Here is a 17,265-nt window from a genome sequence, read left to right as displayed (position 1 = left end):
CCAACACATAAGAAGGACACCATGATGAATACCAGCAAACCTCGCCTTACTGTCGCCACTCTGGCCTCAGCCAGCCTGCTGGTGGCTGCCTGCGGCAACGGAGGCGGCGACGACGGCGACACCACAACCCTGCGCGCCGGAACCATCTACGACCCCTCCGTTCCCGTGGTCGAGTGTGGTCTGGAGGAGCTTGCGAACAGTCCAGAGCTCGAAGAAGTCGGACTCGAGATCGAGGTCTTCGCATCAGCGCAGCTCGGCGGAGAGTCCGAACTGCTTGAGCAGGCTTCCTCCGGGGAGTTGGACATCGCTTTGGGCATCGGCTCGGTGGTCGCCTCCACCTTCGGCATTCCCGGCCCGGCCATGTTCGAGGCATACTACCTCTACGACTCGGTCGACGACGTCGAGCGCGTCCAGGATACGGACGTGGCGGAAGAGATCTGGCAAACAGTGGAGGACGAAGCCAACCTGGTCTCCATGGGCACCCCGTGGCTCTACGGAGAACGCCACATCTTCGGTTCCGAGCCGATCACAGGCCCCGAGAGCATGAATGGCACCACGTTGCGCGTGCCAAACACCGATATTTCCCGGGACAGCGCAGACGCACTGGGCGCCGATGTGGCGACCACTGAGTACGACGAGCTCTTCTTGGCTCTGCAGCAGGGCGTCGTTGACGTCGCAGAGGCGCCGCTGCCCAACATTAATGCCGAGTCCTTTGATGAGGTTTCTGACTACGTCAGCCTCACTCGGCACCTGATCACCACACATGGCGTCCTGATCAACGCTGACATCTGGGACGGTCTCTCCGAGGAGCAGCACGATGTGCTGTCGGAGCAAACCGATGAACTCGCCGCTTCAGTGGCAGAGTGCCTAGAGGCTGAGGAGCAGGAAGCTCTCGATGAGTGGGCCGAGGCCGGCACGCCTGAAGTGATCGAGGATGTCGACCGTGATGCTATGGCGGACCTCGTCCAGGAGCTCTACTCTGATGGATACGAGTGGAGTGATGACTACGTAGAGCTGCTCGAAGAGCTCGGCGAACAGTAGAAGCCCAACGTTCACCGCCGATGAGTAACAGGATGGCAGGGACATGATGAATGAGTCACAGAGGGAGGGGCACCCGGCGTCCGAGCACTTCGTGATCGCCCAGGGGCGCCGACTCGTGCACTGGATCACCACAGCAGAGAAGACCATTGCGGTGGGTCTGCTGGTGGTGATCCTAGGGATCACGTTCGCCCAGGTTCTGGCCCGATTCCTTTTCAACTCGCCATTCAGTTGGTCCGATGAGCTCGCCCGCTACAGCTACGTGTGGCTAACCTTCATCGCCTCCGCAGCGGTGATGAGCCAGCGAGGCCACATCACCGTAGAAGTGGGTGATGCGAAGATGCCTCGTAGAGTCCGGATTGGGCTCAACATCATCGGTATGGCCGTCGTGGTGGTTGCTTCCGCCATGTTGATGTTCGGTTCCGTGGAGTTCCTGGAGCATCGTGCCTCCGGGTACTCCACGGGCCTAGGTATTCCGATGGCGCTGTTCTACGGCGTCGTCGCAGCCGGGGTGGTGCTGATTGGTCTGCACGCACTCATCAATATTCTGCTGATGAGCAGTGAGTGGCTTCTGAGCGATGAAGATTACTCAGCACTCGAAACCTCGCGCACTGCGACCCGCCCGGAGGAGGGCCTATGACCGTCCTATGGATACTGCTGGCACTTTTTGTGCTGCTGGCCCTGCGAGTGCCGGTGTCGTTCGCGATTCTGATGCCATGTCTGATCTACGTCGCCATGGACGACGCTCTCACCATGGGTATCGTGATTCAGCGGCTGGCCTCGACGCTCAACTCCTTTCCCCTCGTGGCGGTCCCGCTCTTCATCCTCGTAGGATTCGTCGCAGACGCCTCCGGGATGGCGAATCGGTTGATTGTCGCGATGCTTGCGATCTTCGGGCGACTGCGCGGTTCATTGGGCTATGCGAATGTCGGTGCCAGCGTGGGCTTCTCCTGGATGTCCGGCTCGGCTACAGCTGATGCGGCTGCTATGGGCGCGATCATGGGACGAACCATGAAGAAGCACAACTACACCGGGTCGTTCGCCACTGGCCTGACGGGGGCCGCCGCGATGATTGGGCCGATCATGCCACCGTCTGTGGCCGCGATCATCTTCGCAGTTCTTGCCCAGACTTCTGTGTCGGATATGTTCCTGGCCGGCATCCTGCCCGCCTTCGTCATCGCTTGCTCGTTGTGCGTCTATGTGTGGATCCACTCACGGCGGAAGCCGGAACTGACCAGCCCCAAACTGACGCGCCGAGAGTCCGCTGTGGCCCTAGGCAAAGTGGTGCCGATCCTGCTGACCCCCGTCATTATCTTCGGCGGCATCTTGGGAGGGTACTTCACTCCGACGGAGGCCGCCTCGGTGGCTGGCGTTTACCTCATTCTGCTGGGATTAGTCACCCGCTGGATGCCGCTGAAGAACCTTGTTCGAGCACTGCGCAACACTGCCGAGACCACGGGCAGGGTCATGCTCATTGCCACTGCCGGCGGCATGCTGGCCTTCGTACTCGCTAGGGAGGGTGCTCCGCGAGACGCAGCTGAGGCAATGCTGAGTCTGACCGAACACCCGTGGATTTTCCTCATTCTGCTGAATATTGCGCTGCTGCTGCTGGGAATGTTCCTGGAACCCGTATCGGCGCTGCTGATTACGGTGCCCGTAGTGATGCCCATTGCCCTGGAGTACGGAATCGATCCCCTGCACCTGGGGGTCATCATGATCCTGAATCTTTCCATTGGTCTGCTGACTCCGCCGGTGGGGCTGGTTCTCTACGTTCTGGGCAACGCCTCGGACACTCCAATGCCGGATGTGATTCGCGGAATTCTTCCTGCCCTGGTGCCGCTGGGGATCGCTCTGATCCTGGTGACGTACGTGCCGATTCTCTCCACCGGGATCCCTGGGCTCGCGCGCTGACCTCGGGACAGGCCGTGCTGACAAGCACTCAAGCAGCGGCGTACAGTGCATCACGTGAGTGATCAGGAGCGCACTGACGATGGCCGGTACATCATCGTCAAAGGTCAGAAGTGGCGCGCCTCAGACCCGGCCATTCCCGAGGGGCTCCGGGCTGAACTGGTCAAAGAGCTTATGACGGCCCGGCGGCTGGTTAAGACACGGGGTGACGAGGTGCGGTTCCGCGTACACGACGCCAAAGTCGCGCTCGGAGAACGCGGTGAACCCTGGTGGGCGCCGACTGATGATGGCCGAAGCGAGCGGATCGCGGCTACGATCCGTTCCTTGCTGCGACACCGCGACGGGAGCTCCATCTGCCCGAGCGATGCCGCCCGGGTCGTAGGGGGCGAAAATTGGCGGGAACTGATGGCTCAGGTTCGCCAGGTGGCGGGTGCACTCTCGTCCCAGGGACAGATAAGCATCACCCAGAAAGGCCAGCCTGTGGCTGTCGACGCCCGCGGCCCCATCCGCCTGGGCCCCGGGGAGCACCTCCACTCCTGACGAGGCCCGGCACCTGTGCGAATGGACGCCACAGGCTGAGGCCTCACGGCGATCGGTGTAGGACCAATGGCCCTACACCGATCGCCGTGCACACTGCATGGTGGGTAGCAGGAGGAGTTGTCCGACTTCCTCAGAAAGACCCCTGCGGAGGCACCACATGACAAGCGAGAATCATTCATCCCCACGTCCCATCGTGTTCGACCCAGCTTCCCGCGATCCATCGGTGCTGGTGGGCTTCGACGGCTCCGATCAGTCCATCCAGGCGCTGCACTACGGGGCTTTGGCTGCCCGAAGCAGTGGTCGCATCTTGACGGTGGTCACTGCGTTCACGGTTCCCCCTCAGGTCTACACCACCTTGGCAGCGGTGCCGAACACTTCCGAAGAGCGGACAGCACTGGCGGCTGCCAAAGCAGTGCTTGCCGAAGCCCGGACCTGCCTCCGGGACTACCCGGGCAAGGTCTTCTACCGAGTTGAACGGGGTGACGCGGCAGGGGTGCTGGTGGATCTTTCTGCGCTCGCCGAACTTGTCGTCGTGGGTTCACGCGGCCGTGGTGGATTCGTGGGACGGATCCTGGGATCCGTCTCTTCAGCTCTTCCTGCGCATGCTCACTGTCCTACGGTGGTGGTTCATCGGGATTACCGCATCAGTGAGACCGAAGGACCTGCTCGATTTGTGCCCCAACCGGATCAGCGCCCGATCATTGTCGGAACTGATCGCTCGCGGCACAGCAGGGTCGCTGCACTACATGCAGCTCAGGTGGCGCAGGATCGCGGTGCGACGCTGCATATGCTGATGGCTCTTCCCTCACTGGAGGGATGGGCGGATTGGTACCCAGAAGTCATCACTGCCAATCGGGACATGACCAGCAGGCGGGTCTCCCAGTTGGAGGAGACTCTTCAGGCAGAGGTTGACTGGCTTGCGGGTCACTACTCATCGGTGCCTATTACTGCTGCCGTCAAACCGGGGGATCCTGTTGCTCTGCTGAGCAGAGCAACAGCGCAGGCGCAGCTGACCGTGGTCGGCAACCGCGGTCGCAGCGGATTCACCGGAGTGCTTCTGGGCTCAGTCTCCCGCGGAGTACTATTGCGCGCGGAGGGACCGGTCATGGTGGTCCCGGACTTGGACGACAAGCGGCTTTAGTGGGCCGAAGGCGCGCAGCTCACTCAGGCAGGCTTGGCTTACGGGGTCACAATGCCATTCTGATAGGCCCACACCACTGCCTGTAGTCGGTCGCGTGCTCCGGTCTTTGTGAGAATTCCGACAAGGTGATACTTCACAGTAGTCGGCTCGACGAACAGGCGAGTGGCGATCTCCTGGTTTGAGAGGCCTTCACTGAGGAGAGTGAGAACCTCAAGTTCCCGGGCGGTGAGTGGCACCGCAGGTGGTGTGGGAGGCCGATCGCTTCCCATCTTGCGCTTGGCGAACTCCGTGATCACACGGCGAGTGAGTCGCTGGTCGAGGGTGCCCTCGCCCCTGGCTACGGAGCGGACGGAGCTGAGCAGACTCTGCTCTTCTGCGCCCTTGAGCAGGAACCCAGCCGCGCCCGCCTCCAACGCGCCAAACACGTAGTCGTCGAGGTCAAATGTGGTGACGACTAGAACACTCGTGGTGTTCTGCGGGTCTGCTGTGATGGCGCGTGTGGCGGCTATGCCGTCGAGGCCGGGCATCCGGATATCCATGCAGATGAGATCGGGATTTTTATCCCTCACGAGTGTCACCGCCTGATTGCCGTCAGAGGCTTCGCCCACCACCTCAATGTCGTCCTCTTTCCCGAGCACTACCTTGAGACCGGCACGCACGATCGCTTGGTCATCAGCAATGGCAACAGTAATCATGCACGTACCTTGTCATAGGGGATCTCCAGAACGTTGCTCCATCCGCCATCGGGGGTGGGGCCAGTCCGGAGCTGTGCACCGATCAAGTCCGCGCGTTCGCTCATGCCCTGAAGTCCAAAACCGTCGCGATCAGGCTCGTTGGAAGGCCGCTCGGTCTGCGCGGGACCGTTGTGCACGCTGACCCGCATGGAATCCGCTCCATAATCCAACTCCACGGAGCGTGGAGCACCGGGTGCGTGCTGAGAGGAATTCGCGAGTGACTCCTGCACCATTCGGTACACCGCCATCCCCGCAAGCGGCCCAATCTCTTTTGGATCCCCGGACGCAGAGAAGGCCACAGGCGTGCCATTTTCGCAGGCTTCGGAGATGAGGGCGGGAAGATGTTCGATCGCCGGGGTGGGGGAGAACGCACTGCCACTTTCGGAGCGCAGCAGTCCCACTGTCTGGCGAAGATTACTGAGCGCGGTGCGCGCATCGCCTTCAACGCGACGGATATAGGTTCTGGCGTCCTCAGGGTCCGTCGAGGACAACGCATCGGCGGCTTGGGCGCTGACGATGATGCCAGTGAGGTGGTGTGCTGCAATGTCATGGAGTTCACGCGCCATGAGTGCCCGCTCTGCGCGGACGGCATCCTCCGCAAGGCGTTCACGCTCCCGTTCCGCAGCGTCTGCCCTGTCTCTGAGCGCGCGGATGAGCCGAGCCCGACCGTCGAAGATCTTAGCGAGGATTACCGGCAGGCCGAAAGTGAATGCGCCACGGAAAACTGCAAAAGGCACCGCCCATTCGGCCAGTATCTCGACGCTGGTCTGGACCGCCAGAAGCGTCAGCACGGTGGACAGTACAGCGACGCCGGTGGGGATCAGCAGCTGTGCGTTGGCGGGCCGCTGCCGGACATATGTGTACACCGCAACCATCACCGCAAAGGTCCCGGCCCCGGCCTCGCCGGAGGACATCAGGATCAGCACCGCATCAAGAGCCGAGATCGCTAGTAGCGCGACCATCGGCACCTGGTGCCTGACAACCAACAGCGCTGCTTGAGCGAGGACAAGTAGGCTCAAAAGCCAGGGGTTGACCGACTCGGCCGCCACATCTTCGACAATTCCGTCTCCGATGAGATACCCGAGGCCGAGCAGCAGTGTCAGGGCAACGGGAGCGCCCCGCCAGAAGAACACATGTGGTGCATTCTTCTGACGGGGTGGAATGGCCATCCGACCATTGTCCTCCATGGGACCCTCAGATGTCCCGAGTGCGTAGCGCCACTGCGGCGACCGCCACGATCAGCGCGACCAGGGCGGCGAAGGCTGCTATCGCCAGCCACGGCGTGAAACCTGCCGCAGCAATTGAAGAGACGGCCTGCTGACTCAGCGCCAGCGGCATAATCTGTGCCCAGACCGGCACAGAGCCAGTGACGAGCTGAGCCAGGGACTGAGCGATGATCTCAAAGAACAGAATCCCGAGCATCGCCAGAACTCCGCCGACTTGGTTGCGGGTGAGCATGCCAACTGCGAGTCCGAGTACAGCCAGTAGAGCGACCACCAAAGTCCCCCGACCCAAGACGCCGAGGAGCTCGGGGAAGCTGGCCGCCAAACCGGTTCCGGTCATGAGGAGAGCGATGACCAGCGAGACGAGACTTGCTGCGGCATACATCAGCCCCACAACGAGCCCAATCAGTGCCATAGCGCCGACCTTTGCGGCAAGGATCCTGCTTCGGCGAGGTTGGGCCAGCGCCGTGGTGACAATTCCCCCGAAGCGATAGTCAGTCGTGCCGGCGAGAACACCGAGCATGAGCACTGCAAGCACCGCGAAACCGATGGAACCGATTCCGCTGGAGTAACCGAGGGGGCTGACGGCGTCGAGCTGTGCCGTGGCTGTCATGAGGTTGAAAACCGGGAAGTCCTCGCCCAGCACCTCGCGACCGGGACCAATGGCACCACTGGCCAGCGCAGGGAAAACGGTGACGAGGAGCGCCTGGGTGAGTATGAGACCGACGACGCCTACAGTGACTGCTGCTTTCGACGCTCGGGTGGTCGTGATTTTGAGAAGTTCGGCGCGGAGCATCAGCGAACCCCCGCCCTGGTAGCGGTGAGGTCGAGGTAGAAGCTCTCGATGTCTCCTCCGTGAGCGGCAATGATGGACTGCAATTCGCCGGCGGCTGCGACCCGACCGTGGTCGATCACCACGATGTCATCCGCCACTAGCGCTACTTCCGCCAGTACATGAGATGACAACAGAACCGAACCTCCCGCGGTGGTGAAGGAGCGCATCAGCTCACGCAGCCAGTGCATACCTGCCGGATCGAGTCCGTTGGCCGGCTCATCGAGGATCAGTATCGACGGTTCACCGAGCAGGGCGGCAGCCAGAGCCGTTCGTTGTCGCATGCCGAGCGAGTACTCACCGATGCGTCGATGGGCGGCACCACCAAGACCAGCCTCGTGGAGTACTGCGTCGACCCGTTCCGCTGGAGCGCCTATCTGGGCTGCGATGATGCGCAGGTGATCGCGACTGGTGCGGCCTGGATGCAGACCCGCCGAATCGAGGACGGTGCCGACTGTTCGTGCGGGGTGCTCGAGGTCACGATAGGGCCGTCCGTAAAACAGCGCCTCACCGCTGTCCGGGGAGGCGAGCCCGAGGGCCATACGGATGGTGGTTGTTTTGCCTGCGCCGTTGGGGCCCAATAGTCCTAGTATCCGGCCGGGTTGGAGGGTGAAGGACACATTCTCCACTGCCTGGTGGCCAGAGAAGGTCTTCGAGAAATTACTGATTGACAATGCGGGTGATGCTGTTTTGTTCATAGCTCCAGCATGCCGGGATGCTCGTCCCACCGCCCCGTCCGCGAGGACAGTCTTCTACCCCTTCCTTTGGCTAGTGTGGGAGTGGGCCCGACTTGTCCGTCAGCGTGAGTCTGTGGGGGCTGCTCGTTCATCGATCGCAGCGGTTGAGGCGTCGATGCGTGCCAGGGCGTCATCGAATCGGTGCACCGTTTCCCACAGTTCAGGGTGCTCCTCCTGGACCTGATCCAGAGTAGAACCGGAAACCCGCAGTGTCCCTAGGTCGAAGCTCACGTTGGTACGCGCACCAGCCACGGCCGCCCTCAGTGCCCCGAAGGCGACGACGATATCGGCGATCAGGGCCGAATTCCCGAACTCTGCCAGCCAGATCAGATCATCGATCGCTCCGACTGCATGCTCACCAAGTTGTGCTGAGGACTGTGCCGCACCGATTGAGGCCTGGCGGATTGCTTCATCGCGTTCCTCACCGTGATCCAGCTTAAACGCTGCGCCGAATGCCTCGGATGCGGCGGCGTCGTCGTCGGCTGCCTGCAGGGCAACGCGACGCAGTTCTTGTGCTCTGGCGAGCACACTGTCGAGCTCTCTCCCCTGGCTCTTCTCCGCGTCGGTGTAGCCGGCAACCATGGATGTCAGTGCAGCTGCGATCGCAAGCATCACTCCTGCACCGGCACCACCGCCAGGTGCGCCTACGGGCTTCCCCAGAGCGTACGTCCAGTCGTCGACAGTCGAGGCCTTGGTGGTGATCTCATCTGATGTGTTCATTGGCCGATAATCTCATCCCCGCGCTGTCTGTGTCTCCTGGCGTTCGCGCCGGCTTATACTTCAGGGACCTGGGCATCCTAGCCCCGCTTGAGACGAGGACCACGATGCCTGCTGTAGTGCCCACTGCGCGTGTAGCGACGCTTCACAACCGGGCTGCCGCGGGCATTCTGGTGGCGGCAGCCGCATTGAGCCTCAGTTGGTTCGCGATTCTCCACATGTGGGCGCCGAGTCATTACTTCCCCTTCTGGCCTGCCGAACTCACCATGTCCAGTGGCGTGGTTGTCGGCGTCGTCTCCTTGGCGGCCAGTGGCTTAACGATCTTCCGCGCTGACATCGGCTGGGTGATGCCGCTGGCAGCCGCCGCCGCAGCTGTTCTCACGGGAGTTGGCGCAGGTATGTGGTTTGTTCCGGACCCGGGCGGCCTGCGCCTGATAGACCTCTATTTGGTGCTAGGGGGTGCACTTCTATGGCTGGTGGTGTTTATCTGGGCAACGGTGCGCGTTATGGCCCCTCGAGTCCCAGCAAGCTAGGTCTCCGGAGTAGGCGAGTCAGAGCACCGGGCGCAGCGGTTTCAGAGCCACTTCCGTCACTCGGGCCATGGGGTGGCGGCTCCTCCAAGCCTCAGGGCTGACTGTTTCGCAATGCTCACGGTCGCTGCGGAAGACCTCTTCCATTTCGGCGGCAAAACCTGGGTCGATCACTTCGACGTTGGACTCGTAGTTGAACGACAGCGAGAGCCTGTCGATGTTCGCGGTGCCGATCGTGGACCACTCTCCGTCAATAGTGGCCGTTTTGGAGTGCATCATGCTGCTGGTGTAGAGCAGGATGGTGATCCCGGCGTCGAGCATTTGACCGAAGAATCCGCGGGACACCCAATCGGCGATAACGTGGTTTGAGTCCTTGGGCACCATGACCTCAACGTTCACCCCGCGTTGGGCGGCGAGGACCAAGGCCCGCAGAATCTGCTGGTCTGGGATGAAGTACGGGGTGGAGATCCAGATCCGGTCGTGAGCACGCTCAATCGCTTTGAGGTACATGTTCCGGACGGGGTAGACCAGATCAACGGGCATATTCGCGACCACTCGGACCGTAGGATTCCAACTATTGGGGGCTATCCACGGGACCTGCTCTGCGGGATGGCGCCCCTCGTTCCACAACCGGGCGACTGTTTGGCGCAAACCCCACACTGCCGGTCCGGCTGCGCGAAGGTGCGTGTCGCGCCATTTCTTGGCGTAGAGGGCACCGATGTTATAACCACCAACGAATCCGATTTCATCGTCGACAACCAGGATTTTGGAGTGGTTGAACCCTGTAGAACGCAACGGCGCCTTCCAAAAGCTCCTGCCTGCGGCCGGCATACGGTGGATGTGGACTTTCTCGTCGAGCCGACCGTAGAAGGATTGAGGCACCACGAGGTTTGCGAACCCGTCGTAGATGATGAAGACATCGACGCCGCGTCTGGCTGCAGCGTTGAAAGCGTCGATGAACTTCTGGCCCACCTCATCGTTCTTCCAGATATAGGTTTTCATGAGAATCGAGTGGTGGGCGGAGCCGATGGCCTTAAGCATGTCGCCATAGAGCGCTTCGCCATCTGTGTAGATGGTGAGCGGTGATTCCTCGACCTGAGACTCGAACGTGCCGGGCCGAGGGGCATCGCGGTCCTTGCGTTCGCGCTGCTTCAGAAGATCCAGTGCCACAACGGAGACCGCTGCTGTGACCGGGACGGCCAGCGCAGAAGCCGCAATGGCTAGCGGCAGAGTCTTGGACGAAGTGCGGCGGCGGATCGGCAGGCTCAATGGGCTCATGAACTTACCTTAACGGGCATGCTTGGCCCTGAGGAGGGAATGATGTCGCGTGAGGGAAGGTTGATGGGTGAGGAATGCAGTCAGGAGCTCGCCATAGCGGACATCCTCATTAGAATCAGTAGGAGAAGTTTCATGAATATTTCTGCCCTTGCTCTGCGGACAATCCCCGGGGCTTTCATACTCAACGCCGGAATCAGCAAACTCAAGCTGGACGGTGAGTCAGCAGCCGGGTTGCAGGGGATGGCCTCGACCGGTGTACCTGCGGTCAAACAACTGTCCCCTGAGACGTTCGGTAAGACCCTAGCCTGGGGTGAGATCGCCCTTGGCAGTGCGTTGCTGACTCCCCTTGTGAGTAACCGGCTTGCTGGTCTGGCGCTGGGAGGTTTCTCAGCCGGGATGCTGAGTATGTATTTCCGCAATGATGCCATGACCGAGTCTGACGGCGTGCGTCCCTCCCAGGATGGAACTCCTCTCGCTAAGGACCTCTGGCTGGCTGCCATTGCCGTGGCCCTGATCAGCGGCCAAAAGAAGAAGGGCTAGCAGCTCTACGCTCAGCCCGTCAGGGGTCAGTGCGTGAGGCGTTTGACACCTTCCAACACCGCTCGGTGGGCCCGACGGTCACTGAGGGGCAGGAAATGGCCTCGTGTGCTCAGCTGAACATTGCGCGCCCCGCCGAGGTAGCTTCCTCCGGGGATGTGAGGGTCGAAACGGCCGTAGATGGAGACAATGTGCTTGTCCACATTCCGGTTGGCGCCCAGCTCGGCAAGTTCAGGAGATCGTGGCAGGAACGCACGGATCGCTGGCAGAGGCAGCAGGCGCGCCAGCGGTGAACCTTCAAACGGCGTGTTGAGCGTGACGAGGCCCTGAATGAGCTCGGCCTCATTGTGACGGGCCAGCAGGTGTTTCCCAATCAGTCCCCCTTTGCTGTGAGCCACCAGCACGCAGCGTCCGATGTTTTCCCGCTGGATGTAGCGGTTCACGACAGCCGCCATGTCCTCGAGGGTCCCCCCGTTGTATCCCAGCTCGACCACTGGGCGGACGTCGTAGCCGTGTTCATGTAACTCATTCGCGATGGGAAGCATGAAGGTCCACGGCTCGTAGATCCCAGGCAGGAGAATGACCGTCGGCTGCTCAGGATTGGGACGGTGGTAGGGGCGCGGGTCGAGCGGACGGAGCAGTGCCACGGCTTGCTGGCGGAGCGCGTAGCCATAGTCCCGAGCCCAGACAGTGAGATTGGTTCCGGCTTCGGAAACCTGTTCCGGCCAGCGGGCGGGCTCGCGAAATGACGGCACTTTCACTTGTCCTGGACCGGTGAATGAGCTGAGGAAGTTTCCTGTGGTGAGTGGCCGCTGCCGAGCACAGCGGCGAGGAACGGTCTACAGGCTTCGGCCAGCTCCTCAGGCTGATTGTGTTGCAGACCATGGGTCCCGCTGGCAACCTCCCGCAGGGTTGCGTCTGGGGCCAAGCGAACCAACTCGCGAACCCACTGCGCAGATGGCACTGGATCTTTGGCACCGCGGACTATGAGTCCGGGAGCGGTGCAGCCCTGGATGATCTCTTCGGGGCGGTCGGCGAGCATGTGTCGGACAGTGCGCAGGTGCCGGATCGGGCCCATCTGCAGGTAGTTTCGGAAGACAACGACGTTGGTGGAGAACGGTTCGGTCAACATATCCCGAAACAACCGCAGTGCCAGTGAGGTGAGACTCCGAGCTGCTGGGTCCACAGTGGGGCCGATCAGGATGTAGCCGGCGCACAACCGGTGATTGTGGGCAAGAGCGTCCGTGACGATCTGGCATCCCATGGAATGTCCCACGATTACGGGTGACACGAGGCCCAGATCCATGACTACTCCGGAAAGTACGTCACCCAGTTCTGAGATGGTGAGCGCGGCGGGTGGCTTGGGTGTCTTTCCGTAGCCTGGCAGATCGAGGGAATAGACGTCATGCGTGTCTGCGAGAACATCGGCGTACGGCTGGAAGTACTCTGCCGACATTCCGACGCCGTGCACCAAGACGATCGGGGGACGTTCGGGAGCGAATGTTGCATGCACATCCACAGCATGGCCACCGGTCTGTATACGTCGGGTATGGAACCGGTTGCCGTTCTGACTCGTCTGGGCCACGATCTTCGCTTCCCTCTTTTCGAGCGCTGTTCGAAGGTGAACCCTGCAGTTTGGGTCCTCAGCAGGGAGTTCAGACTACTGATCACCACTCCTGCACGGGATCGGGCTCTCACCATACCTGGATCCAGCGCCTATTTGGGCCCGGCCGGAACTTCCAGTCCAAGGTGGCTCCTCAGGGTTGTGCCGTCGTAGTCGGTCCGGAACCTGCCGCGGCGCTGGAGTTCCGGCGTCACCTCGTCGACGAATTCGCTGATGCTGTGCGGCAATGACGGTGGCATGAGGTTAAACCCGTCCGCACCGCCTTCATCAAGCCAGAGCTCGATTTCGTCGGCGATCGATTCCGGTGTCCCGACCATGGTGCAATGGCCGCCCCCCGCGGCGAGCCGTCCCAAGAGCTGACGGACGGTGGGTCTTTCAGTTTCAACAATTCGGAGAATTGTCGCGTAACGCCCCTTGGGACCGGTGAAGTCTTCCAAAGGGGGAAGTTCTGGCACTGGAGCGTCCACTTCCCACTCTGCGGCATCTTGGCCGACGAAGACACTTAGCTGACGCAAGGCACTTTCCACGGGGAGCAGCTCGTCGAGGCTGCGCTGCTTAGCTCGGGCCTCCTCCATTGTTGAACCAACGTAGGTCACCAGGCCCGGCATGACCGCCACAGAATCGGGGGACCGACCTTGAGCTCTCATTCGTCGGCGCAGGTCTGACCGGTACTCTTGGCCGGCGGGCAGGTCGTACGCCACAGCGTAGATGGCCTCTGCCCGGCGTGCTGCCAGTTCACGGCCCTGTTCGGAGGCCCCGGCTTGGAAGAGCACCGGATGTCCTTGAGGCGGGCGGGGCACATTGAGCGGCCCTCGCACAGCAAAATGTTCCCCTGAGTGATTCAGCTCAGTGAGTTTCGCGCCGTTCACATACTGTCCGGGTTCCCCGTCTGGCTTTTCCTCACGATCAATGAGAATTGACTCGGTGGGCCAGGAATCCCACAGCTGCAGGACGACGTCGACGAATTCCTCGGCGCGTTGATACCTTACGGCGTGTTCGGGCATTTTCTCTAGGCCGTGGTTCTGAGCTTCGGCGTCGAACATGGAGGTCACGACGTTCCACCCGATCCGACCCTCAGAGATCCAATCCAGGCTCGCCAGCAGTCGTGCGGCGTGGAACGGTGTGTAGAAGGTGGCTGAGATCGTGCTGACCAATCCGATACGTTCGGTCTCCCGGCTCATTGCCGAAAGCAGCGTCAGCGGCTCCAGGTTCCACAGGGGACCATCCTCGGCCGCAGTGATGCTGTTGGAATGCCCATCCGCGAAGAAGACGGCATCAAACTTCCCTCGTTCTGCGATCTGAGCCAGCTCGGTGTAATAGTCGACGGTTCGGAGTCTCTCGGCGGACGAACTGGGAGTCCGCCACGCGGCATTGTGGTGACCTACGCCGTGGATAAAAAGATTCAGGTGTGCCTGTTTCACGAGAGGTTCTGTCATCGTGGTCATCCTTTGATGAGACCACCGTCGACGATGAGATTCTGTCCGGTGACGCCCCGGGACCATGGCGAGGCGAAGAACAAGGTGGCATCAGCAAGTTGATCCGGTGTTGTGACTGTGCGCAGCGGCGTCCCTGCTGCGATTCCTTCGAATACGGCTTCTGGGGTAGCTGCAGAGGCATCTGTCGTGCGCAGCAGCCCACCGGAGACCATATTCACGCAGATTCCTTCCGGGCCCAGGTCATCGGCAAAGGTCCTGGTCAGCGATAGCAGCGCAGCCTTGGCCGCGGTGTAGTCGTGGTACGGCACGACGGGGTGCTGGAACAGGTTCGTCCCAATGTTGATGATCCGTCCGAAGCCTGCTCGCGCCATACCGGGGTGGGCAGCCTGGATAACGTTCAGGGCGCCCTTCACCGCACCTTCGAACTGCTGGCTGAGCGCCTCGAAGGTGATCTCCTTGGCTTTGGGCCGGGCATCACCGTTGAAGGTGAAGTCGACGAGAGCGTTGTTGATCACGGTGGTCACTGGGCCGAGTTGTGCAGCGGCGGTGCTGATGAGATGTTCCACCGCGCTGCGATCACGAATATCGCCTTCGACGGCGATGGCTTTCCCAGGATGAGCCGCGGCGAGAGTTTCGGCCGCCTCTTTCGACGCGCGGTAGTTGATGACGACGTGCGCGCCCTGAGCGAGGAACGTCTTGGCGATTGCGGCTCCGAGTCCGCGTGCGCCACCGGTGACGACGACGACTTGCTGGTCAAGGGGGAGGGCTTCTGCAGTCATGTGCCTTGTCTCTCTTTGATAGAGGCGAAGGCACTCCGAGCGCGCTGACGAGCCGCTTCAAGAGCGGACGCACCTGCGCGATCCTGCCCTGCTCAACCCGAGTGGCAGGCGGAGACCAGCAGAACCGGACAATCCCTTCGCCAGTGCTAACTGGATCAGGTTCAACGGGTGTGTTCTCAGCCGTAAACCTCTCCAGAGCAAAACTCCGGTCAGTCTAGGTACCCCGTGTCACATACCGACCTAATCATGGGTCTGTCATTGCGCACAACCGCTACTGCTTGGTGAGCTGCTGGTGATATCCCACCAGGTAGCAGACCACCGCGGCGGTCAATGGGCCTCCGATCCCCAGGTAAAGGGATGGAAGGGGACATAACTCCGCTTGATGTAGACGAGAGGCAGCTACCACCACACCCCCGGCTGTGAGGGCGAAGAAGAACCCCGCCGCGATGTTCCACGCGCGTGTTGTTTTCATAGACGAACTTTCTCGGCATATGTGTGGCTGTGCCCAGCAGCGACTACGGGCCTGTCCTGCCCAGGGTCAGACTTTCTGAGGAGTATCATCGCGCAATCACCCCGGGAAATCCAGGAGCGTAGTCTCCTTGAGCGAGAGGTCTGGAGCCTGCATCTGCGCCAGTGGGAGGGCTGCGACGATTCGTAATTCTGATGCACACCGTGCCAAAACAATAGAGGCTCAGACTTCGTGCGCTGCGACTCAGACCATGATCGGGGACAGGCGGCTAAGCAGCGAGGTGATGCTTGAGCTTGTCAAGCAGGACTCCAGGCTGCTCCTCCGGGATGAAATGGCCGCAAGCCCTTAGCGGCTCTCCGAAAGCGCGCGGAGCGAAGGGCTTCCAGAATCCAAGGACGTCTTTGCCTCCTACCAGCCCCTGGTCTCCCCATAAAACCTGAACCGGGAGGCCCACGGTCCTTCCGGCATCGAAATCTCCAGCATCGTGAATCAGATCAACGTCGGTGGCACGGTAGTCGTCGAATCCAGACCGCAGCGCTCCCGGCTGAGAGAACGCCTCCACATAGTCCGCGATCACCGGTTCGAGGGCGGCGCGCTGCAGGGTCCATCGTTCAAAGAAGAAGCGAAGGTATTCATCAATATGAGGACCGACGAGTAGCTCCGGGAGATCGTCTTTCATGTGGAACAGCCAGTGCCAGTAACCCTGGGCGATGTCAATGCCGCCATGGCGGAACATGTGAAGAGTGGGGGCAATGTCCAGAAGAGTGAGATGGGTGAGGACCTCACCGTGATCGAGCGCGAAGCGGTGGGCGACTCTGGCGCCCCGATCATGACCGACAAGGCGCACTGAGCTGTACCCCAGGTGGTCGATCAACTCGTGAATATCCTGGGCCATTGTTTTCTTTTCGAAGCCGCGGCGAGGCTTGTCGGTGAGCCCATAGCCGCGCAGATCCGGTGCGACGACGCGGTAGTCCTCGGCCAGACTCGGGATGAGCGGGTCCCAGCATTGGGAGGTCTGTGGCCACCCATGAAGCAGCACCACCAAGGGCTTGGTTCCTCCGGTGTCGGTATAGCTCATCTTGATCTGGCTGAGTTGTGCGATGTGCCTCATAGAGCCAATATAACCGCATAAGGTGGTTAGGCATAGGGTGGGGGCATGGAGGACTGGTTGTTCGTTGGCGGCGTCGTAAGTCTTGACCTGGTCAATACCAAGCGCGACCGGTGGTCCGCTGAGCCCCGGGAGACACTCACAACGCCAGCGAGTGTCTCCCGGTGGGCGGATGCTCAAGGGTTGTCTTCAGTTGCCCTCCCTGTTGAGGACAGTGAACGTGAAGAAGTTCTACGGTTCCGTGAAGCTCTGTATGCATTGGTGATGTCACCGAATGGACCCACCAGCTCAGCAGACATTGAGATGGTCAACCACTACGCATATGCGTTGCCGGGGGCCCTTCTGAAGGAGGCCCCGCGTGGACACGGGGTCGCGGTTGCTCGACCTACCGTCGGGTCAGTCCACGCTTTGCTGAGCGTGCTTGCACATGACTTCATCTGGATGGTTGGCGAATACGGTACCGAAAGAGTCAAAGAATGCGAGCATGAACGGTGCGGCCTGGTGTTCGTCGATGCTTCGCGGGGTGTGAAGCGGCGCTGGTGCTCGATGCGTCGGTGCGGCAATCGAATAAAAGTCCAGCGGTACATGCAGAAGTCTCAGCCCGCAGGTTCTTGATCACGGACCGTAAGTCGTG

General features: G+C 61.1%; 20 protein-coding genes. 8 read left to right on the top strand and 12 right to left on the bottom strand.

The features are described 5' to 3' along the window. The first annotated feature begins 21 nt into the window (after nucleotides 1-21). From dctP to FH975_RS12080, 5 genes are all read left to right on the top strand, one after another. Nucleotides 22-1,041, top strand: coding sequence for a TRAP transporter substrate-binding protein DctP (gene dctP / locus FH975_RS12100; RefSeq protein ID WP_162321560.1), 1,020 nt, complete (start codon nucleotides 22-24; stop codon nucleotides 1,039-1,041). A gap of 43 nt (nucleotides 1,042-1,084) precedes the next feature. Next, a complete protein-coding gene (locus FH975_RS12095; protein ID WP_162321559.1) occupies nucleotides 1,085-1,678 on the top strand; it encodes a TRAP transporter small permease in 594 nt (197 codons plus the stop codon). Beyond that, the gene (locus FH975_RS12090) at nucleotides 1,675-2,949 is read left to right on the top strand and encodes a TRAP transporter large permease (RefSeq protein ID WP_162321558.1); all 1,275 of its coding nucleotides are present in this window, start codon (nucleotides 1,675-1,677) and stop codon (nucleotides 2,947-2,949) included. Before FH975_RS12095 ends, FH975_RS12090 begins: the two co-directional genes overlap by 4 nt. A 54-nt stretch (nucleotides 2,950-3,003) precedes the next feature. Then, nucleotides 3,004-3,486 (top strand): DUF3253 domain-containing protein, encoded by a 483-nt coding sequence (locus FH975_RS12085; RefSeq protein ID WP_162321557.1) that lies wholly within the window; start codon nucleotides 3,004-3,006, stop codon nucleotides 3,484-3,486. 157 nt (nucleotides 3,487-3,643) lie between these two features. Then, nucleotides 3,644-4,627 (top strand): universal stress protein, encoded by a 984-nt coding sequence (locus FH975_RS12080; protein ID WP_162321556.1) that lies wholly within the window; start codon nucleotides 3,644-3,646, stop codon nucleotides 4,625-4,627. A gap of 38 nt (nucleotides 4,628-4,665) precedes the next feature. Here the strand turns inward: FH975_RS12080 and FH975_RS12075 are convergent, their stop codons facing one another. The 5 genes from FH975_RS12075 to FH975_RS12055 form a co-directional block, all read right to left on the bottom strand. Further along, entirely contained in the window at nucleotides 4,666-5,322 is a 657-nt protein-coding gene (locus tag FH975_RS12075) for a response regulator (RefSeq protein WP_162321555.1), read from the bottom strand. Continuing rightward, nucleotides 5,319-6,530: a sensor histidine kinase gene (locus FH975_RS12070; protein ID WP_162321554.1), complete on the bottom strand. Its 1,212-nt coding sequence runs from the start codon at nucleotides 6,528-6,530 to the stop codon at nucleotides 5,319-5,321. The genes FH975_RS12075 and FH975_RS12070 overlap by 4 nt, the downstream gene beginning before the upstream one ends. A gap of 25 nt (nucleotides 6,531-6,555) precedes the next feature. Further along, entirely contained in the window at nucleotides 6,556-7,380 is an 825-nt protein-coding gene (locus FH975_RS12065; RefSeq protein ID WP_162321553.1) for a hypothetical protein, read from the bottom strand. Further along, nucleotides 7,380-8,114: an ABC transporter ATP-binding protein gene (locus tag FH975_RS12060; RefSeq protein WP_162321552.1), complete on the bottom strand. Its 735-nt coding sequence runs from the start codon at nucleotides 8,112-8,114 to the stop codon at nucleotides 7,380-7,382. The genes FH975_RS12065 and FH975_RS12060 overlap by 1 nt, the downstream gene beginning before the upstream one ends. Before the next feature lie 99 nt (nucleotides 8,115-8,213). After that, nucleotides 8,214-8,873 carry a cyclodeaminase/cyclohydrolase family protein gene (locus FH975_RS12055; protein ID WP_162321551.1) on the bottom strand — a complete coding sequence of 220 codons (660 nt, stop codon included), beginning with the start codon at nucleotides 8,871-8,873 and terminating at the stop codon, nucleotides 8,214-8,216. 104 nt (nucleotides 8,874-8,977) lie between these two features. On the opposite strand from FH975_RS12055, the gene FH975_RS12050 reads away from it, so the two are divergent. Next, entirely contained in the window at nucleotides 8,978-9,403 is a 426-nt protein-coding gene (locus tag FH975_RS12050; RefSeq protein WP_162321550.1) for a hypothetical protein, read from the top strand. An 18-nt stretch (nucleotides 9,404-9,421) separates the two neighbouring features. Here FH975_RS12050 and FH975_RS12045 read toward each other — a convergent pair whose 3' ends face one another. Further along, nucleotides 9,422-10,678 carry a phospholipase D-like domain-containing protein gene (locus FH975_RS12045; protein WP_162321549.1) on the bottom strand — a complete coding sequence of 419 codons (1,257 nt, stop codon included), beginning with the start codon at nucleotides 10,676-10,678 and terminating at the stop codon, nucleotides 9,422-9,424. A 132-nt stretch (nucleotides 10,679-10,810) separates the two neighbouring features. On the opposite strand from FH975_RS12045, the gene FH975_RS12040 reads away from it, so the two are divergent. Beyond that, a complete protein-coding gene (locus FH975_RS12040; protein WP_162321548.1) occupies nucleotides 10,811-11,218 on the top strand; it encodes a hypothetical protein in 408 nt (135 codons plus the stop codon). 26 nt (nucleotides 11,219-11,244) lie between these two features. On the opposite strand, the gene FH975_RS12035 is transcribed toward FH975_RS12040, so the two are convergent. The 6 genes from FH975_RS12035 to FH975_RS12010 form a co-directional block, all read right to left on the bottom strand. Then, nucleotides 11,245-11,970: an esterase/lipase family protein gene (locus FH975_RS12035; RefSeq protein ID WP_162321547.1), complete on the bottom strand. Its 726-nt coding sequence runs from the start codon at nucleotides 11,968-11,970 to the stop codon at nucleotides 11,245-11,247. Between the two features lie 2 nt (nucleotides 11,971-11,972). Next, nucleotides 11,973-12,800, bottom strand: coding sequence for an alpha/beta fold hydrolase (locus FH975_RS12030; protein WP_162321546.1), 828 nt, complete (start codon nucleotides 12,798-12,800; stop codon nucleotides 11,973-11,975). 131 nt (nucleotides 12,801-12,931) lie between these two features. Continuing rightward, nucleotides 12,932-14,275, bottom strand: a complete 1,344-nt coding sequence (locus FH975_RS12025; protein ID WP_162321545.1) for an LLM class flavin-dependent oxidoreductase — start codon at nucleotides 14,273-14,275, stop codon at nucleotides 12,932-12,934. A 5-nt stretch (nucleotides 14,276-14,280) separates the two neighbouring features. Then, nucleotides 14,281-15,054, bottom strand: a complete 774-nt coding sequence (locus FH975_RS12020; protein ID WP_162321544.1) for a 3-oxoacyl-ACP reductase — start codon at nucleotides 15,052-15,054, stop codon at nucleotides 14,281-14,283. Between the two features lie 271 nt (nucleotides 15,055-15,325). Then, entirely contained in the window at nucleotides 15,326-15,526 is a 201-nt protein-coding gene (locus FH975_RS12015; RefSeq protein ID WP_162321543.1) for a hypothetical protein, read from the bottom strand. Nucleotides 15,527-15,791: 265 nt separating this feature from the next. After that, nucleotides 15,792-16,634, bottom strand: a complete 843-nt coding sequence (locus tag FH975_RS12010) for an alpha/beta fold hydrolase (protein ID WP_162321542.1) — start codon at nucleotides 16,632-16,634, stop codon at nucleotides 15,792-15,794. A 45-nt stretch (nucleotides 16,635-16,679) separates the two neighbouring features. On the opposite strand from FH975_RS12010, the gene FH975_RS12005 reads away from it, so the two are divergent. Further along, on the top strand, nucleotides 16,680-17,246 hold the full coding sequence (locus tag FH975_RS12005) for a CGNR zinc finger domain-containing protein (protein WP_162321541.1): 567 nt from the start codon (nucleotides 16,680-16,682) through the stop codon (nucleotides 17,244-17,246). Nucleotides 17,247-17,265 lie beyond the last annotated feature (19 nt).

The sequence above is a fragment of the Nesterenkonia haasae genome, assembly GCF_010119385.1.
In the GTDB taxonomy this organism is placed as follows: Bacteria; Actinomycetota; Actinomycetes; order Actinomycetales; family Micrococcaceae; genus Nesterenkonia; species Nesterenkonia haasae.
This window is presented reverse-complemented; position numbering and strand designations above follow the sequence as displayed.

What these genes read in the sequence shown, in the direction of transcription:
- dctP (WP_162321560.1), top strand. Translation starts at nt 22, where the DNA reads ATGATGAATACCAGCAAACCTCGCCTTACTGTCGCCACTCTGGCCTCA.
- FH975_RS12095 (WP_162321559.1), top strand. Translation starts at nt 1,085, where the DNA reads ATGATGAATGAGTCACAGAGGGAGGGGCACCCGGCGTCCGAGCACTTC.
- FH975_RS12090 (WP_162321558.1), top strand. Translation starts at nt 1,675, where the DNA reads ATGACCGTCCTATGGATACTGCTGGCACTTTTTGTGCTGCTGGCCCTG.
- FH975_RS12080 (WP_162321556.1), top strand. Translation starts at nt 3,644, where the DNA reads ATGACAAGCGAGAATCATTCATCCCCACGTCCCATCGTGTTCGACCCA.
- FH975_RS12075 (WP_162321555.1), bottom strand. Translation starts at nt 5,322, where the DNA reads ATGATTACTGTTGCCATTGCTGATGACCAAGCGATCGTGCGTGCCGGT.
- FH975_RS12070 (WP_162321554.1), bottom strand. Translation starts at nt 6,530, where the DNA reads ATGGCCATTCCACCCCGTCAGAAGAATGCACCACATGTGTTCTTCTGG.
- FH975_RS12065 (WP_162321553.1), bottom strand. Translation starts at nt 7,380, where the DNA reads ATGCTCCGCGCCGAACTTCTCAAAATCACGACCACCCGAGCGTCGAAA.
- FH975_RS12060 (WP_162321552.1), bottom strand. Translation starts at nt 8,114, where the DNA reads ATGAACAAAACAGCATCACCCGCATTGTCAATCAGTAATTTCTCGAAG.
- FH975_RS12055 (WP_162321551.1), bottom strand. Translation starts at nt 8,873, where the DNA reads ATGAACACATCAGATGAGATCACCACCAAGGCCTCGACTGTCGACGAC.
- FH975_RS12050 (WP_162321550.1), top strand. Translation starts at nt 8,978, where the DNA reads ATGCCTGCTGTAGTGCCCACTGCGCGTGTAGCGACGCTTCACAACCGG.
- FH975_RS12045 (WP_162321549.1), bottom strand. Translation starts at nt 10,678, where the DNA reads ATGAGCCCATTGAGCCTGCCGATCCGCCGCCGCACTTCGTCCAAGACT.
- FH975_RS12040 (WP_162321548.1), top strand. Translation starts at nt 10,811, where the DNA reads ATGAATATTTCTGCCCTTGCTCTGCGGACAATCCCCGGGGCTTTCATA.
- FH975_RS12025 (WP_162321545.1), bottom strand. Translation starts at nt 14,275, where the DNA reads ATGACAGAACCTCTCGTGAAACAGGCACACCTGAATCTTTTTATCCAC.
- FH975_RS12020 (WP_162321544.1), bottom strand. Translation starts at nt 15,054, where the DNA reads ATGACTGCAGAAGCCCTCCCCCTTGACCAGCAAGTCGTCGTCGTCACC.
- FH975_RS12015 (WP_162321543.1), bottom strand. Translation starts at nt 15,526, where the DNA reads ATGAAAACAACACGCGCGTGGAACATCGCGGCGGGGTTCTTCTTCGCC.
- FH975_RS12010 (WP_162321542.1), bottom strand. Translation starts at nt 16,634, where the DNA reads ATGAGGCACATCGCACAACTCAGCCAGATCAAGATGAGCTATACCGAC.
- FH975_RS12005 (WP_162321541.1), top strand. Translation starts at nt 16,680, where the DNA reads ATGGAGGACTGGTTGTTCGTTGGCGGCGTCGTAAGTCTTGACCTGGTC.